Raw genomic sequence first — 18,887 nt, 5'->3', positions numbered from 1 at the left:
GATCAATATATTCAGAAACGATATTTGGAGATAATGGACGCAGTATCAGATGATATAGATGAGTATAATAGAACGTATGGTCTAGAGGCAGAATATCTATTAGTGGATGATAGGTTGGATTTAGCTGAAGAGACTATACGTGATAGGATTGTAGAGAAGACAGATTTTTTGAAGAAAGAGTTAGGCTGTAGTCAAGTTGAGATTAATACAAGTCCGGTTAGGATAGTTGATGGATATGAGGATATGATGAAGGAGTATTCTGGAAAGGAGTACGATTTAAAAAGAGTAGCAGAAGAGGAAAAACATCATATTGTAAGGTTAGGTATGTACCCAGGTAAAGTCGATAGTATAAAGATAACCAGCAACAAGCATAGATATATAGATAGACTAAATATTATAGAAAGAATACGACCAAAGTATGTAGATATTAGGATAAATGGAAAAGATTATATACATATGCAGAATTATATTGCAGGAGCTCAAGCACTGCATATCAATATACATGTTTCGAAGGGGGAAGCAGTATATAGATTGAATAGAGCGTATGAATTATCTGGATATATAATGGCTTTGGTTGCGGCAAGCCCGTTTTTGGATGGTTGTGATAGTATCTATGATGACATTAGACAGGTGCTTTGGAATAACGGATATGAGGATAGGAAACTTGATGAGTATATAATTAGAGACAATAGGACAACTATACCGGCTACATACTATGTAGATATAGAAGATTATATTAGGAAAGTATCTGAGCAGATACAGTTGGATGACAATTATGATACTGTATTATATTCCTGTCAGAAGATGAATTGGCGAATTTGTAGACTGAAGGTTATTGATTTCGAGTCTGCGCCCAAAATAATATTGGAACTGAGATATCTTCCAATTCAGTTGACGTTAGAGCGTGATGTTTTGTGTTCGCTTTTTATAATTGGATGTATTTTCTACAACGAGGATAAATGTCAAGATTTATTGCCGATTAGTCTTGTTAGTGAAAATATGCGTCGTGCGTGTCATTTTAGTATGGATGAAAAGATGTATTTCTATAATGGGCGAGATATAGTAGAAAAACCAGTTAAAGAGATATTGGAGATATTGTTACATAGATCATTATGCTATTGGAATAAAATAAATATAGAAATTGCAGAGAGGGTAGATGAGAAAATTAGTGAGTATATAGAGAGAGGGAATGTTGCTCAGGAAATTAGAAAGGTAAGGTATCAGGAGCATTATAACGATGAGAACTGGATTGAAGCTATTATACGGAAAGGGATTGTGTAATACGATATGAAGACAAAGAGAGAGATAATACTCATTGAACCCATTTTTTTTGGGAGTAATTATATCAGAGCGGCTGAAGATATGGGGTTTGATATATATATTATTGCAAGGAAGACAAAAGCACATTTTGTCAATGCTAGGAATCATAGCATGATTCTAGTTAATGAGCTTGAATTTGAAGAAGTACTTGAAGCAATAGAACGCAATGTAAAGAACCTGCAAGAGTTGATTATTGTACAAGGTAATGATTATTGTGGGGGTATCGTATCACAATTACAGAAATATTTTCATATACGCCATATGAGTGAAGAAGATGTTAAAGCTGCACACAATAAAGTTGATATGAGAAGGAAGATAAGCCTTATTAATGATATCCTTAATCCCAAATTTGTTTATGTGGATAAGAATTTTAATATGTGGGATAAGGTTGCATTTCCTTGCGTAATTAAGCCTATTGATATGACATGTAGTATGTTTGTTAAGTGTGTTTACAATAGTTGTGAAGCTGCTGAACATTTAGAAGAGTTACGAAAGATTAACGACAATTATGGATATATGATAGATTCAGGCTGTTTAGTGGAAGAATATATTGCATATGATGAATATAGTTATGATGGAATTATTTATGATGACGAGATAAAGTTTTCTAGCGTTGTAAAGAAGATAAAGGGTAGAGAACCATATTTCGTTGAGATGGGACATACAACATACAATGGACTTAGCTTACCACAATTGGATTATATAGAAGAATGTCTGTCTGAGTTTGTATTAGAAAGTGGAATGGTTAATACACCGTTTCATGTAGAGTTTAGATATGATGGGAATGCAGATATAAAGATTATGGAGTATGCTTCTCGCTTTCCAGGAGGATGTATAACGGAGCTTTATGATAGAGCATATGGATTTGATATTTTTAAATCATATCTATCATTATTGATAGGAGAGAAGGTTATTTTTCCAAAGATTAAACATAGAGACTGTTGTATTAAGCATTTTGATTTTTCGCCTGGGAAAATTGTGAGAATAGATGGAATTGAGACTGCTAGTAAGTTGCCCGGAGTAGTTCGAATAGATATGGATATTTCTGCAGGAGATGTTATATCAGAAATGAAAGAGAATACAGATCGCTATGGATATTTTGTTATATGTATGGATGATGGCGAGAAGATACATGATGTTATAGAGGGTATATATTCATCTATATGTGTGGAGGTTGAGAATGAGTAGAAGAGTTTTATTAATAAATCCGCCGCTTTGGTATTATCAATCATTACCAACGGATATAATATATGCAGTTGAGCTTCTTGAGCGAGCAAGCATATCAGTTGACGTAGATGATATGAATATGCGCTCGTTGTGTAGTATATTAGATGTTGATGTAGATACTTTCGACGAAGATAAGTTTTATAATTATAGTTATTTGATTGATAGGTACAAGTACTTTAATGATAAATTTACTAGTATATCTAATGAAAGTTATAAGCTTAGTATCAATTCATTTGAAACAAAACTGAGTGTTGAAAGAATGGATGATATAGAACAGATGATTGATGATATAGATAATCCATATACGCTATTCATGGATAGAGAAACATGGGATGACAAGAATGGTTATAGAATGATCGCAATAGCATTATTCCATCCGGATCAAATTGTGCCAACTTTCATGATAGCTAAGCATCTTAGAGAAAATGGATATATGGGGCACGTTCATATTTTTGGAATGAATGAGGATCAGATAAGTACTTCTATGCTTTTTGAAAATTCAGGAGGTTGCGAGTCAGGATTAAGGAAGTATTTTGATAGTGTAGGAATGACATCAATCGAAAAATACATTGAAGAGATTTACATTAGAATAGAGGAAGGAAGAGATATACCATTTTATATTGATGATAGTGTTCCGTTTATTTCAAAGAAGAAATTTGAATATATTATAGATTTACATAGAGATTGTTATCCACAGTATAGTTTTTATCCTGGAAAGATAATTAATATCTTATACAGTAGGGGATGCTATTGGTCTAGATGTGCATTTTGTTCGATTAGCAAGCATTGTGAATATGAGATGGAACGGCTGAATATATTAGAGGATTTGTTCAGAAAGAATAGTGATTTTAGTGATACTGTTTTTAGATTTAGAGATTGTTGTTTGTCGCCAGAAAGCATAAAAGCGATTATAGAGATTATTAGAACGAATGGCTTCAATATAAGATGGTGTTGTAGGGCGAGATTTGATACTGCATTCAATGAGGAATTAATTGATGGCATGGCTACTAGTGGCTGTATTATGATTTCGTTAGGAGTTGAGACAACAATTGATAGATTAAATGGGTTGATGAGAAAAGGAGTAAATTATAAGAATATAAAGAAATATGTACAACTATTTAGCGATAGAGGGATTGCTGTAAAATTAACGGCTATGTCAAATCTTCCAACTGAAACTGTTCAAGAAGCTTATGATAATTTATCAAATTTTCATGAGCTTGAAGAGTATATTACAGATATAAAGATTAATTCATTTAGGCTATTTAAAGATACTCATATAGCATCTAAACCAGAGTGTTATGGACTTAGAATATGTAATAATTTCGTCGATTATAGGATATATGTTCCATACACACAGGTAGATGATAGGGGAGTACAGCAGGCTTATGATGTCGCTTGTGTATATGATAATGATTCATCTTTTGATAATCTTAGTGGGTTTATTTCAGAAGAACATATGCTGCTATATATTTGTAGATATGGTATTGATGAATTTAGGACGATAATAGGACGTAGAAAGGGATGATATGCTGTAATTAGTGTACGTATAACATGTCCATTACAATGTTAAGTATATGGTAAAGAAAAGTAGTATTGATATTCAAATGTGCAACTTATATAGAATGTGATAGACAATTAATGATGCGAGGGATTTAGACACATGACAAAGTATGTAATTTTATGTGATCATGAGAATTATAACTATGCTATTGAGAATAGGATACCTGTTAGTAAGTATTACAAAATTCTTATAACAGAGAATAGCTTATTACAAGATAGATGTAAAGATATATATAATGAAATATATTACTTTGATAAGCTATGCTGCAAAGAAGGGTATGAATACATTGATGAGATTTTTAAGAATATATCAAGAGATTCAACTATTGGTGGAATATTTGCACTTTCAGAGAGATTGGTTGAGAAAGCGTCTGAATTAAGAGAAGTATATAATGTACCATATGGTATTAGAGGAGAAGCAGGACATATATTCAGGGATAAAGTTGCTATGAAAGATTGGCTGAAGAATAATTCAAATGTAAAGCTTCCTAGATATTCAGTGGTAAGTAGTTTTGATGATATAAGGGAGTTTTTGAGTGGTTGTGATAGCAGATGTGTTCTTAAACCTGTTGATTCAATGGGATCTGATGGAGTAGTATTTGTTGATACGGCAAATTGCAAGGATTATGAGCACTATATCGAAAGAGATAGCAGGAGATACGAGATAGAACAATTTATTGATGGACCAATGTATCATGTAGATTCAATAGTGTATAATGGCACTGTGAAAATGTTTTCTGTTGGCGAATATGCGCACAGTACTACTGAATGTACTGATTTAAAGCCACTTATGGGATTTATACATTCAGAATTAGATAGGGATGTTCTAAGAAAGATAGCTGATACAAATAATGAGGTAATAGCTGCTATGCCTATTAAAGAAGGCATAACACATATGGAAGTTATATATAATAAGAATGATAATAATGTCTATTTTATTGAAATTGCTGCTAGAGTTATTGGGTGTGGAGTTGATTTCGCTATAGCAAATTCTTGTCAGAAAATGTTCATAGAAGAAGCGGTTGCAGCTACTTTTGGTATTGAACCAGATAATATAGAGGAGACACATAGAAAACCAATTGGCTATGCAATTTTTTATAAGAAAAGCGGAAAGATTGTTGACATAAGCAAAGAAGAAGAGTTAAGGAAAATTCCAGAGGTAAGAGATGTCTATATATTAAATAAGATAGGAGATGACATTAGAGCACGACATACTTCTGGAGATGCGATTGCCTTGATAACATGGGAGGCGGAAGTTGATGATAATAACCTATTAGCTACAGTTGGCGAACGTGTACAGGCGGAATGGAGATTAGAAGTTGAATAAGAATATGAGAATAAAATTGTTATATTTGATAAAATTTTTGGGGACTTTCTATGTATATAATCCTATACTTTCTTACTATCTAAAAGAGAACCTTACTCTTAGTTATGGACAGATTTCGAGTCTTATGGGAATATTCTATCTTACCATGTTGATTGTTGATATTCCGTCAGGAATAATTGCAGACAAGAGTGGGAAGAAGAGGGCTTTGGTATTGGGATATTTGTTATGCAGTCCTTCTATGTTATTGCTTTACATTGCGAAAGATTATTATACATGTCTTATTGCATATATGGTACTAGCATGTGGGATAACAACAATATGTAATTCGGATATAGCACTTCTTTATGAAGTTACGACACAGCCAGGATGTGCTAATGAAGATGCTTCAAAGAATCGAGGACGATATCTTACAGCGACATTAATAGCTGGGGTATTATCATCACTTGGTTGCTCTCTCTTTGTTAGGAACAACTATCGGAGTGCCTTTCTTATGAATATGATTATTTTTATGATATGTGCAATCTTAACGCTATTAGTTCCTTCATCAACAAACTATCTACGTAAAGATAGATGTAAACATAGAAATATAGCGATGGATGATGTGCTATCCGATGCCAGAAGACGAGATGTTATACTTCTCGGGATATATTATGCGGTCTATAATGCTGCATATCAAGGTATATACTCAAATATACAGATATTTTTTTCGGGGGTTGGAATTTCATCTGTTTATAGTGGATATATATATATTGCGCTTTCACTATTACCGATAATATCGATAAAACTGTTGCATGGTAGGTTGAATAGGGTTACAGGATTTATATCTAATATATTATTTGTTGTTATATTATTTCTATTGATGGTACTACATAATATGATGCTTATATTATTGCTTATGTTTGTTTGGAGATTTATGTACGGCTTTTTTGCACCCAATACGTCATCGATTGTTGATAATAGAATTGGTGATTCAGAGTATAGGTCTACTATTTTAGCAGCTATCAACGTTATAGAGAGTTTGTTGACTTTTATAATACTGTGGGTAGAAGGGTATATAGCCGATAGATTTGGCGGGCGTTATATGCTAGCTGTGAGTTTTATAATAGTTATGTTACTGACAATAATGCTTCCTATGAATGGTAAGAATGATATATATTTAGGAACACAGTTGGATGATTAGCATATGCGTTGTAAACGCTATTATAAAAGTTGACCAGGTAAACTTTTTCATTGACGTTTACATATTATTATGCGAGATTTTGGATTATGCTTTGTATTATTGATCTCTTATGAAGCTTACCTTAGATTTACGTGGTGATGCAACCGGAGTGGGATGCGCCTCTCTGCTTTAAAGGTCAGTTAGGAAGGAAAATGGATAATAAAACTTCAAGGGGCTGCCAAAGTTTATTAGGTGCAAGTGCTAAATATATACTGGAATTTTATAACTTGCTTTTTAGCTTATAAGTATCAAGAATATATGATAGAAGTTCGCATTCAAACTTTTTTATGAAGATAGTGAACAGGATTAATAATTTAATTATTGAAAGTATTGATTATTCATAAGACTTTTTAAAAAACTTCATCATCTCATTTGTAAGGCTGTACTCAAGTGGTTGGAGTTCAATCTCTTCGGGGGACAGCCAGCTTGCGAATTTTAGTTCGTTGTTGTCCATGGTGATCTCGCGGCTTCCGGTTACTTCGCAGAAGAAACCTACGAGGATGTCGCTTGCGATGCCCCATGGCTGCGACTTGTAGTAGCGGATGTTGGTTACATGGATGCCGGCTTCTTCCATGACTTCACGGCTTACGGTCTCTTCAAGAGTTTCGCCGATTTCGGTGAAGCCCGCCACGAGAGCGTTGTGGCCGTAGCCTACTCTGTATCTGGTAACAAGGAGTTTATTGGCTTCCTTGTCGATTACTCCGATTATCACAGCGGGATTAATTCTCGGATATATTATATTTCCGCACTTTGGGCAGATCATGGCGCGCTCTTTTTTAGAGTGTTCGTTTTCTGCACCGCACTTACCGCAGAATCTTGTGACCATGTACCATTCGGCAAGTTGATATGCCGTGAATGCAGCGTACACGTATGTTTGCGGATAGTAGTAGGCACTTCTGAACTTTCTGAAATCATGGAACATGTAGGAATCCGAATCTTGTGCGGATACATCCAAAAAGTCCATATTTTCGGAATCTGTGATCATCAAAAAGAAATCTTCATCATCTATACTGAAAAGATAAGTGAGTTTTTCTTTTGCAATATCTTTTGCATCCTTAAATCTGGGAAAAGAAATCTCTTGAGTGCTGTCGTCAAGGCGTCCCAGGAGCTTTTTTTCTTTTGTAAAAAATAATATTATTGAGTTTTCGTCCGCTGTCTTTGTCGGATCGTAATGATTGTTAAGATGTGCCGGTGAAATATCCTGAATCATAGTCTGTCCTTGTATCTTGGATTGTTTATCCATAAATAATGTATCAAAGGAAGCACTGATTGAATCAGCACTTCCTTATTTTTTCATATATTGTGCCACATTACGGAATGAGGTTGTGCGAGTATAGGCTCTGGTACTCCTTCGGCGACATACCGTACTCTTTTTTAAACGCCTTAAAGAAACTTGAGTAGTCCCTAAAGCCGAATTTCTCGTAAGTTCCCGTAATGCTTGCTCCGCCTGTTATAGCATTTCGGCATTCATCGAGACGTTTTTTTATAATATACTGATGGAGCGAGACACCGAGCGTATCTTTGAACAGATGGGCAACGTAGTATTTGCTTATAAAGAATTTGCCCGCAATATCGTCAAGTGTGAGCGATTCCTCAATATTTCCCTCGATGTATGAAATGATATTCTGGAAAAGAGTGAGCTCATCGCTTGAGTTTTTCATATTCTCTTCATCGTAAACAATCCTGTTGATGGTGAGAATGAGGTCGCACAGGCACAGGTGTATAAAGGCCGAGCTTCCGTATCTTTCGCTCGATACTTCTTCAAGAAGACGAAGGAATTTCGACTCGATCATGTGGAACTGGGCGGGAGTCATGTGATATATGTACTTGTGGAACGCTTCCGCCTTCTGTATCAGATACATATAGTCCACGGATTCCTGCATGAGCCTGTTACAGCAACTTTTGCTTATCCAGAAAAGAAAACGTCTGTAGTTTGCCTCGGGATTGTTCATCAGCGCGTGATGCATTATTCCCGGAGGAACGAGCATGAGGTCGCCGGGAGACATCTTGTATCTTGATGCAACTCCTTCCGCATTGAATATTTCCATGGTGACATCACCCTCGATGAAAAGGTAACATTCGTAGTAGTCGTGGGCGTGCGGCTTCAAGGTTGTAAAGTTCTTGTCGGAGTAGTAGTAGACCTCGAAATCCGAAGATACCATGTATTGTCTTGTGTTAAATGATGATCGTAATTTATTTTTCATAAATACATAATAACTACCTGTGGCAATTTTTGCAAGGTGTGAAACAAAATATTCAATTCTATTTTTTTGCTTAAAAAGTTATTGTATATGTATACGGATATTAACGTTCGAAAACTGTTTTTTTAACAAAGTAGGAAATGATTTATTAGACGAAGGGAGTATTTAGTATCAATGGAAATGACACTTCGCTGGTATGGCAGCAAATATGACACTGTTAAGTTATGGCAGATCAGACAGGTTCCCGGTGTAAAGGGAGTTATCACAACTCTTTACAACAAGCAGGCAGGCGAGCTTTGGGAGCAGGACGAGATCAAGGCTCTGAAGAACGAAGTTGCAGCTGAGAATATGCACATCGCAGGAATTGAGTCTGTCAACGTTTCAGATGCCATCAAGGCAGCTACACCGGACAGAGATAAGCATATAGATAATTACATCAAGACTCTTGAGAATCTTGGTAAGGAAGATATCCACATGGTTTGCTACAACTTCATGCCCGTTTTTGACTGGACAAGAAGTGAGCTTGCAAGAAAGAGACCCGATGGATCAACAGTTCTTGCATATACACAGGAAGCAATCGATGCGATCGATCCCGAGAAGATGTTTGAGACACTTTCAGGTGACACAAACGGATCTGTTATGCCCGGTTGGGAGCCTGAGCGTATGGAGCATGTTAAGGAGCTCTTCGAACTCTACAAGGGAATCGATGAAGAGAAACTTTTCGAGAACATCGTTTACTTCTTAAAGGCAATCATGCCCGTATGTAACAAGTATGACATTAAGATGGCTATCCATCCCGACGATCCTGCATGGTCTGTATTCGGACTTCCCAGAATCATCAACAACGAGAAGAACATCCTTAAGCTTATGAAGGCTGTAGATGATGTACACAACGGTGTTACATTCTGCTCAGGTTCATACGGAACAAGCCTTGAAAATGACCTTCCTCACATGATCAGAGCACTTGAGGGAAGAATTCACTTTGCACACGTTCGTAACCTTAAGTTCATTTCTCCTACAAACTTCGAGGAGTCAGCACACCTTTCATCTGACGGAACATTCGATATGTATGAGATAGTTAAGGCTCTTTACGAGACAGGATTTGACGGACCTATCCGTCCCGACCACGGAAGAATGATCTGGGGTGAAGTTGCAATGCCCGGTTACGGTCTCTATGACAGAGCACTCGGAGCAACATACATTAACGGTCTCTGGGAGGCTATTGAGAAGTCACACCAGCGTGGAATTTGAACATAAGCTTTTATATATGGGATAAAAGATAAAGCGGAAAGGGTTAACAATGAAATTAAATGCTAATAGCGTAGCAACAGACAGCACTTGGAAAGAGAAAGGATATTATATCCCTACTTTTAACCAGGAAGATATGATAAAGAAGACAGTTGAGGCACCTGAGTGGGTACACTTCGGAGCAGGTAACATCTTCAGAGCTTTTCAGGCTAATCTCGCTCAGAGAATGCTTGATGGCGGCTTGAACGACAAGGGACTTACAGTAGTAGAGGGATTTGATTATGAGATCATCGAGAAGATGTACAGACCTCATGACAATCTTTCACTTCTTGTTACACTTAAGGCAGACGGTTCTGTTGAGAAGTCAGTTATTGCCAGCATCGCTGAGTCATGCATCCTTGATTCAAACGATGATAAGGAATTCAACAGATTAAAAGAGATCTTCAGATGCGATTCTCTTCAGCTTGCTACTTTCACAATCACAGAGAAGGGATATTCACTTGTAAATCCCGCAGGCGAGCTTCTTGCTGCTGTTAAGGACGATTTCGTAAACGGACCTTCAAAGCCTCAGAGCTATATCGGTAAGGTTGCAGCTCTTCTTTATGAGAGATTCCTTGCAGGAGAGAAGAAGATTGCTATGGTGAGCACAGATAACTGCTCACACAACGGAGATAAGCTTTTTGATGCTGTTCATGCGTTCGCAAAAGAGTGGACTGCAAACGGCAAGGCAGAGGCAGGATTCGTTGCTTACATCGAGGATGACAGCAAGGTTAGCTTCCCTTGGTCAATGATCGATAAGATTACACCCAGACCTGATGATTCAGTTAATGAGATTCTTAAGAACGACGGTGTAGAAGAGCTTGAGCCTGTAGTTACTTCTAAGAAGACTTGGGTTGCTCCTTTCGTAAACGCTGAGGAGAGCGAATACCTCGTAATCGAGGACAAGTTCCCTAACGGAAGACCTGCACTTGAGAAAGTTGGTGTTATCTTCACAGAGAAGGAGACAGTTGATAAGGTTGAGCGCATGAAGGTTTGCACATGCCTTAATCCTCTTCACACAGCACTTGCTGTATACGGATGCCTCCTTGGATATGACAAGATTTCAGAAGAGATGAAGGATGAGGAGCTTGTAAAGCTCGTTAAGACTATCGGATATGTAGAGGGACTTCCCGTTGTTACAGATCCCGGAGTTATCAAGCCTCAGGAATTCATCGATACAGTAGTAAATGTAAGAATACCTAACAAGTTTATGCCTGATACACCTCAGAGAATTGCAACAGATACATCACAGAAGCTTGCAATCAGATTTGGTGAGACAATTAAGGCTTACATGGCTTCAGATAAGCTCAATGTAGCTGATCTTAAGTGCATTCCTCTTGTACATGCAGGATGGCTTCGTTACCTCATGGGTGTTGACGATAACGGCAACAGCTTTGAGCCCAGCCCCGATCCGCTTCTTGAGAAGGCACAGTCTTATGTAAAAGACATCGAGCTTGGCGGAAACTATGACAAAGAGACACTTAAGAGCAAGGTTCTTCCTCTTCTTAAGGATGCTACAATCTTTGGAACTGATCTTGAAGCTGCAGGCCTTTCAGATATCATTATCGGATATTTTGAGGAACTTATCGCAGGCACAGGTGCTGTAAGAGAAACTCTTAAAAAGCACGTTTAATAACGCAGTTTATTCCTGCAAAAAGTCACATGAACGTTCTGCTGCGTTCATGTGGCAGGATTCCGCAGGTTAAATAAACATAAAATTTTAATTGTATCCCCCACTAAAAAGAAGCCATCGCTTAACCGCGGTGGCTTCGCTTTTTGCATTAAACTGATATATGCTGCGCAGGGACATCCAATCCCCGGCCAATATGATTTTGATGGAATGTGGCAAAAAAACTGCAGCCCCTACCACTTGTTTGGGTGTGGAAGGGGCTGCAGATGATATTAGTTGTTCTTAAGAGCGCTTTTTCTGTAGATGATATCTGTTCTTGCGGGACCGTTACTTACCATTGTGATGGGATAACCGATCTGTTCTTCGATAAACTCGATGTATTTTCTGCAGTTCTCAGGGAGATCTTCGTAGTTCTTGATTCCTCTGATTTCGCATTTCCAACCGGGAAGAGTCTTGTATACGGGTTTAGCCTTGTCAAGAAGGTGAGTAACAGGGAACTCTGTTGTTACTTCTCCGTCAATGTCATAACCTACGCATACAGGAATCTCATCGAGGTAGCCGAGTACGTCAAGTACAGTGAAAGCTACATCTGTTGTTCCCTGAAGTCTGCAACCGTACTTACTTGCAACGCAGTCATACCAGCCTACACGTCTTGGACGTCCTGTTGTTGCGCCATATTCGCCGCCGTCACCGCCGCGATTTCTGAGTTCGTCTGCTTCGTCGCCAAAGAGCTCAGATACGAATGCACCTGCTCCTACAGCTGAAGAATAAGCCTTGGAAACAGTTACGATCTCTTTTATCTCATAAGGAGGAATACCTGCTCCGATAGCACCGTAAGCTGCGAGAGGAGAAGATGATGTAACCATGGGGTAGATTCCGTGATCGGGATCTTTCATGGTTCCGAGTTGTCCCTCTAAGAGGATTGTCTTTCCTTCCTTGATTGCTTTATCGAGGTAGAGAGATACGTTTCCAATGTAAGGCTTAACCTGTTCTCTCCATTCAACTATCTGCTTGAAGAGTGCGTCCTTGTCGATAGGCTCTGCATGATAGAGATTAACAAGGATAACGTCTTTGATCTGGGCGATTCTGTCGATCTTTTCCTTGATAACATCGTCATCCTGGAAGAATTCGTTGATCTGCCAGCCGATCTTTGAGTATTTATCTGAATAAAAAGGTGCGATTCCTGACTTTGTTGAACCAAATGACTTTCCTGCAAGTCTTGCTTCTTCAAGGGAATCAAACTGAACATGGTAAGGCATCATAACCTGTACTCTGTCTGAAATCATGATCTGAGGAGCGGGAACGCCCTTTGATGTGATCTCGTTAAGCTCGTTCATGAACTTTGTAATATCAAAAGCAACACCGTTTCCGATGATGTTCATTATATTCTGATGGAAAACGCCTGAAGGCATTGTGTGAAGTGCGAACTTACCATAATCGTTAACTATGGTGTGTCCTGCGTTGGCACCTCCCTGAAAGCGGATTACAACGTCGGCTTTGTCTGCAAGAGTGTCTGTGATCTTGCCCTTTCCTTCGTCGCCCCAGTTAGCGCCTACGACTGCTTTTACCATTTATTGTTCCTCCTTAATAGAAAACATGATTAAAATCGTACATTAGTATAATAACGGAAAAAGAAATATAAGTAAAATCAATATTTTTTATGAATGATATAAGTATTGCTTATTTTTCGAAATTTTATATAAAATTATACAGTTTATTGACGCATTTTCGTCAAAAAAGCGCTACAATTATACATATAATCTGTAAGTGGCTGTACATTAGATTAATTCGTGCGTGAAAGAGTCACAGAAGCCCTTTATTCAATAGTATCAGGAGGTCAGTATGGCAAAAGCGATCGACGATAAGAAGAAGTTTGGTAACGAGACATTTAAAAATCTTTCTGTAGCGGACAAGCTCAAAAAAGTTTTTTATAGACTTCAGAACAATCTGGTTCTGGTTTTTATTGTGGTTCTATTGATAGATGGTTTTTCAATATTCAATCTGCACAGTATATATAACGTTTTCTATGAACAGAATACGCAGCAGGGTGAGATACGTATAACAATCCAGGCTCTTGCAAAGTATTATCTCTGGGCGCTTAATGCCGAGGATGACGCCGACCGCGATGAACAGATGAAAGGAGCTTCCGAAAAGATCCAGGAATTGAATGACGGACTCGGAACGCTGAGTAAAGTTTATAAAGACGATCTTACTACGGTCTATTCGCATATCGCTGATATAGACAACTACGGGCAGACTCTTAACGGCATGTTTTCATCGGGCGCATCGCACACTGAATTGTATGAATACTATGTTGCTAATGTAAATGAAGCTATCAAGATAGTTGTAAAAGATTTTAAAGAAATTGGAATATCTGCCAAGGAGCAGGCTCAGAAGGCATATAACGGAGCACTTACGATAGTTATCATACTTACGGTTCTTTCAATGGCTATCGTTATATATGCAATTCTTTATTCAAATAAGGCGAAAGCCGCACTTGCAAGTAATATCCTTGATCCTATAAAGGCTCTTTCAGAAGCTGCCGATGATATGGCTAAAGGTAAGATTGACATCAAGGTTCCTTCCGATTCAAAAGATGAGCTCGGAAAGCTTGCTGATGATATAACATATTCGACCGATGTTATCGCTGATATTGTAAAAGATATAAGTGATACTCTCAATCGCATGTCTACCGGAGATTTCTCCTGCGGTTCAAGAAATGAGAAGCTCTATATAGGTGATTATGTTCAGATAAAAGAGGCTTTTAGAAATATTTCAAGTAACTTAAGTCATACACTTCTTGAAGTAAGAAACTCATCTACGCTTGTTTCGGACGGCGCTCTTAATATGTCACAAGGGGCAACGGACCTTGCGGAAGGATCTACGGATCAGGCGGCTGCAGTTGAGGAACTTACGGCATCTGTAAACTCCGTTACAGATCAGACAAGACAGCTTGCGGAAGTTGCACAGAGAAGCCACGGCATGGCGGGAGATGTTAAGGACAAGGCGGAAGTCAGTGCCAGAAAGATGCATCTTGTTACCGACGCCATGACAAGGATTACGGAAGCATCTGCAGAGATTGAGCAGGTTACGAATACAATTGAAGAGATTGCAAGCCAGACATCGCTCCTTGCCCTCAATGCTTCGATAGAGGCTGCAAGAGCAGGTGAAACAGGAAAAGGATTTGCGGTTGTTGCCGATCAGATAGGAAAGCTTGCAGATCAGTCAAGTGAAGCTGCAAAGAATACGCATCAGCTCATTGCAGATACAATGGAAGAAATCAAGAACGGAAATGCGGTTGTTGCCGAGACAACGGATGCGCTTGATGCCATGCAACACAGCGTAGAAGAAATCACAGATATGATCAAAAATACCGGAAACCTTGCTCAGGCACAGGCTCAGAGCATGGAAGAGATCGATAAGGGAATTGAGATGATCTCGGGAGTAGTTCAGAAGAACTCCGAGACAGCCGAGCAGTCAAGCGAAGTATCCAAGGAACTTTCGATACAGTCAGAGAGTCTCAACGACCTCATCGGAAAATTTACAATAAGTGGTTAATTGCATATCCTAAATGTATTTTGGGGTAGTTACAGAAAGTCCTTTGCGTAGACAGGGTCTGCGTGGGGGACTTTTTCCATTGTCTGTTTGCTTTTACAAAAGCTCTACTTTATAATGTTCGTATTGCAGACATATTCAATATATCTTATTAAAAGTATATAACTGAAAGGTATATAACTATGATTCATATACAGTCATTGGACGAAGGACTTGCGCTTTTTAAGGCGCTTGGATCGGACATAAGAGTTGAGATTGTGAAGATCCTTGTTTCTGAGGGAAGTTCAAATATGAATGATCTCGCGACGCGCCTCAAGATTACAAACGGTGCGCTTACAAGCCATATCAAGAAGCTTGAAGAGTGCGGTATTGTTCAGGTTACTTCGGAAACAACGGGGCATGGCAACCAGAAAATATGCTCAGTTCAGCCTGACAATATCCTTATTGATATAAGGTCACCTAAAAAGAATGAGGCTATTTATGAGACTGACATAAAGGTTGGACATTTTTCGGACTGCCATATAGAGCCGACATGCGGACTTGCTTCTTCGGAGAAGGTTATAGGAGAAGTCGACGATCCAAGATACTTTGCGCATGGCGAGAGATTCGATGCCGACATTCTCTGGTTTACAAGAGGCTATGTCGAATATGACATTCCCAATTTTGTGCCGTTTAATCAGAAGATAGATGAGCTTAGTATTGCGGCAGAGATGTGCTCAGAGGCGCCCGGATATAATAATAATTACCCTTCCGACATATACTTTTATCTGAATGGCACATTGCTCGGAACATGGACTTCTCCGGGGGATTTCGGCGATGTGAAAGGTCTTTTTACACCGGATTGGTGGTTTCCGCTTTGGAATCAGTATGGACTGTTAAAAATGCTTGTAATAAACCACGAGGGCGTTTTTATAGACGGACAGAAGCTCTCTGATGTCACAGTCGACAAACTCAAGCTGACTCATAAGACGCCGCTTAAACTAAGACTCGAAGTTCCCGAGAACGCAGAACACGTCGGGGGTCTTACGATATTCGGCAAGGGCTTTGGAAATTACAACCGCGATATAAATGTCAAAATGAAGTACAGTAATATATAGAAGGATGGTTTTAAAATGACGGATAATAACAAGACACCTATGGCAAAAAGAGTGATCGCGATAATCGGAATAATCGCTCTTTTATCAACTTACGTGATTCTCTTTGTGATGGCGATAATAGGCACGCCGTTTGATTACTTTATGGGCGCTGTTGTGGCTACGGTAGCTATCCCAATTTTTACATGGATCTGCATCTGGGCTTTCAGCAGTATAACCGGAAGACATACGATCGCATCGCTTGATCCTCTGACTTCAAATAAGCAACACGATTTAAGAGGAAACGTTGTGCCTGAGGGCAAGATCGATACGGTTGTTTTCGATATCGGAAATGTGCTCACAGACTTTGTTTATATGGATTTTATTGAGAAAAAAGTTTCCGATAAAGAGCTTGCAAAAAGAATCGCAGACGTTTCTGTTCACAGCAAAGAGTGGACGGAATATGACCGCGGCGTTCTTTCTACGGAAGAGATAATTGACGGATTTAAGAAAAACGATCCCGAGATTGCGGATGTGATAGAGAAGACCTTCGAGGACCTTACCGATATAGTTACCAAGAGGGATAATGCGATTCCTTGGATAAAGGCTCTTCAGGCAGCAGGATATAAGGTATTGTATCTTTCAAACTTTTCATGGCAGGTTCTTGAAGCTTGTCCCGATGCAATGGCATTTATCGATGAGACTGACGGCGGAATCTTAAGCTACAGAGATAAGGTCGTAAAACCCGATCATGCTATATATAACCTGCTTGCTGAGCGTTACAACCTTGTTCCGGAAAAGACCGTGTTCATCGATGATACCAAGGTAAATATCGATGCGGCAAAAGAACTTGGCTGGAACGGAATCGTGTACAAGGACTATACGAGCACCAAAAAAGAACTTGAAGCACTCGGAGTTATATATTAAGGAAGTTTATTTTTCTTTTGAAATATCTTCTTTTATAAGTTCATATAATTTACTTGCGGCAATTGAGAGAGGTCTCGTGTCATCGGTGATGACGCAGATCTCTCTTTTTGGAATGATCTTATTAAAGCGAAGTTCAAAGAGAACACCGCTTTCCAGATATTCTTCCGCAAAACTCTTTACGACACAGCCTACGCCTAAGTTTCTGAGCGCGAACTGAACGATCATATCGCTTGTTGCAAGCTCAAATTCGGGGCGTATATCGGCTCCGTTCTCTGCAAGGAAAGAACTGATATAGTTCTTTGTACTTGTTTTGCCCTCAAGCATTATGAGAGGAACTTTCTCAAGATCTGAGAAATCAAGCATCTTATTTTTATATTGAATGAATTTTCTGCCTGCTACGAATATGTCTTCGACCTCTGCAACAGGGAGAGATGAAATGTCTTCTTTCATTATAAAAGGAGTCGAGACCACACCGAAATCGATCTTGTCATCCGAAAGATAATCAAGAGTCTCTGGAGTCGGGCCGTTTGTGACCGTAACCTTTATGTTTGGATATTGTTCGTGGAATTTCTCAAGATAAGGGAGCAAAAAGAATCTAAGCGTCATGTCGCTTGCGCCGATCCTGACTTCGCCGGCGTCAAGATGAAGGAGCTGTTTAAGGCGCTGTTCTCCGAGCTCTATCTGTTCATAGCCTCTTTCTATGTATCTGTAGAGAAGGCTTCCTTCCGTTGTGAGATGTACGCCCTTGGCGGTCCTTCGGAAAAGAGTACATCCAAGCGCCTTTTCCAGCTGGTGGATTGACTGGCTCACGGCAGGCTGTGAGATGGACAATTCCTTGGATGCGAGAGTTATACTTGAGAGCTTTCCTACATAATAAAATACTTTGTAATATTCAAGGTTGTTGGTCATGTTTTGCTCCTTTTTTCTTTTTTTATTCTAGCAAAAATTAGTTGATATTACCAAACGACCTTGTTATAATGTTTCAAGAACTCTGACTGGGAGTTTTTTTTGAATGCAAAAAATCGGGTGGCATGTGGCTGAAAGCCAGAACAGGAGCGAGTTTTCATGAATTTAGAAAATGACAACAATGTCAATGAAGGCAGTGTCGAAGATGTCGTTGAAAGATATCGTCCTGAGCTCAAGAAATTGACTCCATATTTGAAATGGCTTAGGAGTAACGCAAGCGTTGATGTAGCGCAGGCATATTCCAACAGCGAGCTTAAGTCTATGTCTTTTCCGATATACGACTCCAATCTGTTGGCTTTTGTAAAGGCAGCACAGAGTACAAATCTGCTCGACCGCAATTATGTCTATGTTTACAGCAGAAATCGTCTTCGTAACTACAAGGATGAACTTCTTTTTATAGAAAAAGCCGGAATTACCGAAATGGATGAGCTTTCCGGAATTTTATCCAAGTATATACTTTCCGGTATGACCAAGGGTACCGTATGGGCCGAGGGTGTTAATAACGGAGTTTTATACAGCGTAGTTAATAAGATGAATGAGCTTGTAGAGTTCTGGGGACAGGGCGAAGGTACATCAAATAGTTTTAGACTGTAAG

At 38.8% G+C, this 18,887-nt stretch carries 15 protein-coding genes; 11 read left to right on the top strand and 4 right to left on the bottom strand.

Annotation, left to right across the window (positions count from 1 at the left end):
• The first annotated feature begins 33 nt into the window (after positions 1-33).
• The 5 genes from CD00_RS0108155 to CD00_RS0108135 all read left to right on the top strand — a co-directional run bounded on the left by CD00_RS0108155 (position 34) and on the right by CD00_RS0108135 (position 6,614).
• A complete protein-coding gene (locus CD00_RS0108155; protein ID WP_185750414.1) occupies positions 34-1,281 on the top strand; it encodes a glutamate-cysteine ligase family protein in 1,248 nt (415 codons plus the stop codon).
• A gap of 6 nt (positions 1,282-1,287) precedes the next feature.
• Entirely contained in the window at positions 1,288-2,508 is a 1,221-nt protein-coding gene (locus CD00_RS0108150; protein WP_026655525.1) for an ATP-grasp domain-containing protein, read from the top strand.
• Positions 2,501-4,072, top strand: a complete 1,572-nt coding sequence (locus tag CD00_RS0108145; protein WP_026655523.1) for a hypothetical protein — start codon at positions 2,501-2,503, stop codon at positions 4,070-4,072. Before CD00_RS0108150 ends, CD00_RS0108145 begins: the two co-directional genes overlap by 8 nt.
• Positions 4,073-4,207: 135 nt before the next feature.
• The gene (locus CD00_RS0108140) at positions 4,208-5,434 is read left to right on the top strand and encodes an ATP-grasp domain-containing protein (RefSeq protein WP_026655522.1); all 1,227 of its coding nucleotides are present in this window, start codon (positions 4,208-4,210) and stop codon (positions 5,432-5,434) included.
• Positions 5,427-6,614 carry an MFS transporter gene (locus tag CD00_RS0108135; RefSeq protein WP_026655521.1) on the top strand — a complete coding sequence of 396 codons (1,188 nt, stop codon included), beginning with the start codon at positions 5,427-5,429 and terminating at the stop codon, positions 6,612-6,614. The genes CD00_RS0108140 and CD00_RS0108135 overlap by 8 nt, the downstream gene beginning before the upstream one ends.
• A 373-nt stretch (positions 6,615-6,987) precedes the next feature.
• On the opposite strand, the gene nudC is transcribed toward CD00_RS0108135, so the two are convergent.
• Positions 6,988-7,896 (bottom strand): NAD(+) diphosphatase, encoded by a 909-nt coding sequence (nudC, locus tag CD00_RS0108130; RefSeq protein ID WP_242838941.1) that lies wholly within the window; start codon positions 7,894-7,896, stop codon positions 6,988-6,990.
• Positions 7,897-7,963: 67 nt separating this feature from the next.
• Entirely contained in the window at positions 7,964-8,857 is an 894-nt protein-coding gene (locus tag CD00_RS0108125; protein WP_026655519.1) for an AraC family transcriptional regulator, read from the bottom strand.
• A gap of 171 nt (positions 8,858-9,028) precedes the next feature.
• Here CD00_RS0108125 and uxuA point away from each other — a divergent pair, with 171 nt between their 5' ends.
• On the top strand, positions 9,029-10,105 hold the full coding sequence (gene uxuA, locus CD00_RS0108120) for a mannonate dehydratase (RefSeq protein ID WP_026655518.1): 1,077 nt from the start codon (positions 9,029-9,031) through the stop codon (positions 10,103-10,105).
• 49 nt (positions 10,106-10,154) lie between these two features.
• Positions 10,155-11,774, top strand: a complete 1,620-nt coding sequence (locus CD00_RS0108115; protein ID WP_026655517.1) for a mannitol dehydrogenase family protein — start codon at positions 10,155-10,157, stop codon at positions 11,772-11,774.
• A gap of 269 nt (positions 11,775-12,043) precedes the next feature.
• Here the strand turns inward: CD00_RS0108115 and CD00_RS0108110 are convergent, their stop codons facing one another.
• Positions 12,044-13,342: an adenylosuccinate synthase gene (locus CD00_RS0108110; RefSeq protein WP_026655516.1), complete on the bottom strand. Its 1,299-nt coding sequence runs from the start codon at positions 13,340-13,342 to the stop codon at positions 12,044-12,046.
• A gap of 271 nt (positions 13,343-13,613) precedes the next feature.
• Here CD00_RS0108110 and CD00_RS0108105 point away from each other — a divergent pair, with 271 nt between their 5' ends.
• The 3 genes from CD00_RS0108105 (at position 13,614) to CD00_RS0108095 (ending at position 17,326) form a co-directional block, all read left to right on the top strand.
• On the top strand, positions 13,614-15,329 hold the full coding sequence (locus CD00_RS0108105) for a methyl-accepting chemotaxis protein (protein ID WP_026655514.1): 1,716 nt from the start codon (positions 13,614-13,616) through the stop codon (positions 15,327-15,329).
• A 179-nt stretch (positions 15,330-15,508) separates the two neighbouring features.
• Positions 15,509-16,423, top strand: a complete 915-nt coding sequence (locus CD00_RS0108100; RefSeq protein ID WP_026655513.1) for an ArsR/SmtB family transcription factor — start codon at positions 15,509-15,511, stop codon at positions 16,421-16,423.
• Between the two features lie 15 nt (positions 16,424-16,438).
• Positions 16,439-17,326 (top strand): HAD family hydrolase, encoded by an 888-nt coding sequence (locus CD00_RS0108095; protein ID WP_051594129.1) that lies wholly within the window; start codon positions 16,439-16,441, stop codon positions 17,324-17,326.
• Positions 17,327-17,332: 6 nt separating this feature from the next.
• On the opposite strand, the gene CD00_RS0108090 is transcribed toward CD00_RS0108095, so the two are convergent.
• Positions 17,333-18,235, bottom strand: a complete 903-nt coding sequence (locus tag CD00_RS0108090) for a LysR family transcriptional regulator (protein ID WP_026655511.1) — start codon at positions 18,233-18,235, stop codon at positions 17,333-17,335.
• A 156-nt stretch (positions 18,236-18,391) separates the two neighbouring features.
• Between CD00_RS0108090 and CD00_RS17725 the strand changes: the two genes are divergently transcribed.
• Positions 18,392-18,886 carry a hypothetical protein gene (locus CD00_RS17725; protein ID WP_051199039.1) on the top strand — a complete coding sequence of 165 codons (495 nt, stop codon included), beginning with the start codon at positions 18,392-18,394 and terminating at the stop codon, positions 18,884-18,886.
• Position 18,887 lies beyond the last annotated feature (1 nt).

Source organism: Butyrivibrio sp. AE3003 (assembly GCF_000686065.1).
Lineage (GTDB): Bacteria > Bacillota > Clostridia > Lachnospirales > Lachnospiraceae > Butyrivibrio > Butyrivibrio hungatei_A.
This window is presented reverse-complemented; position numbering and strand designations above follow the sequence as displayed.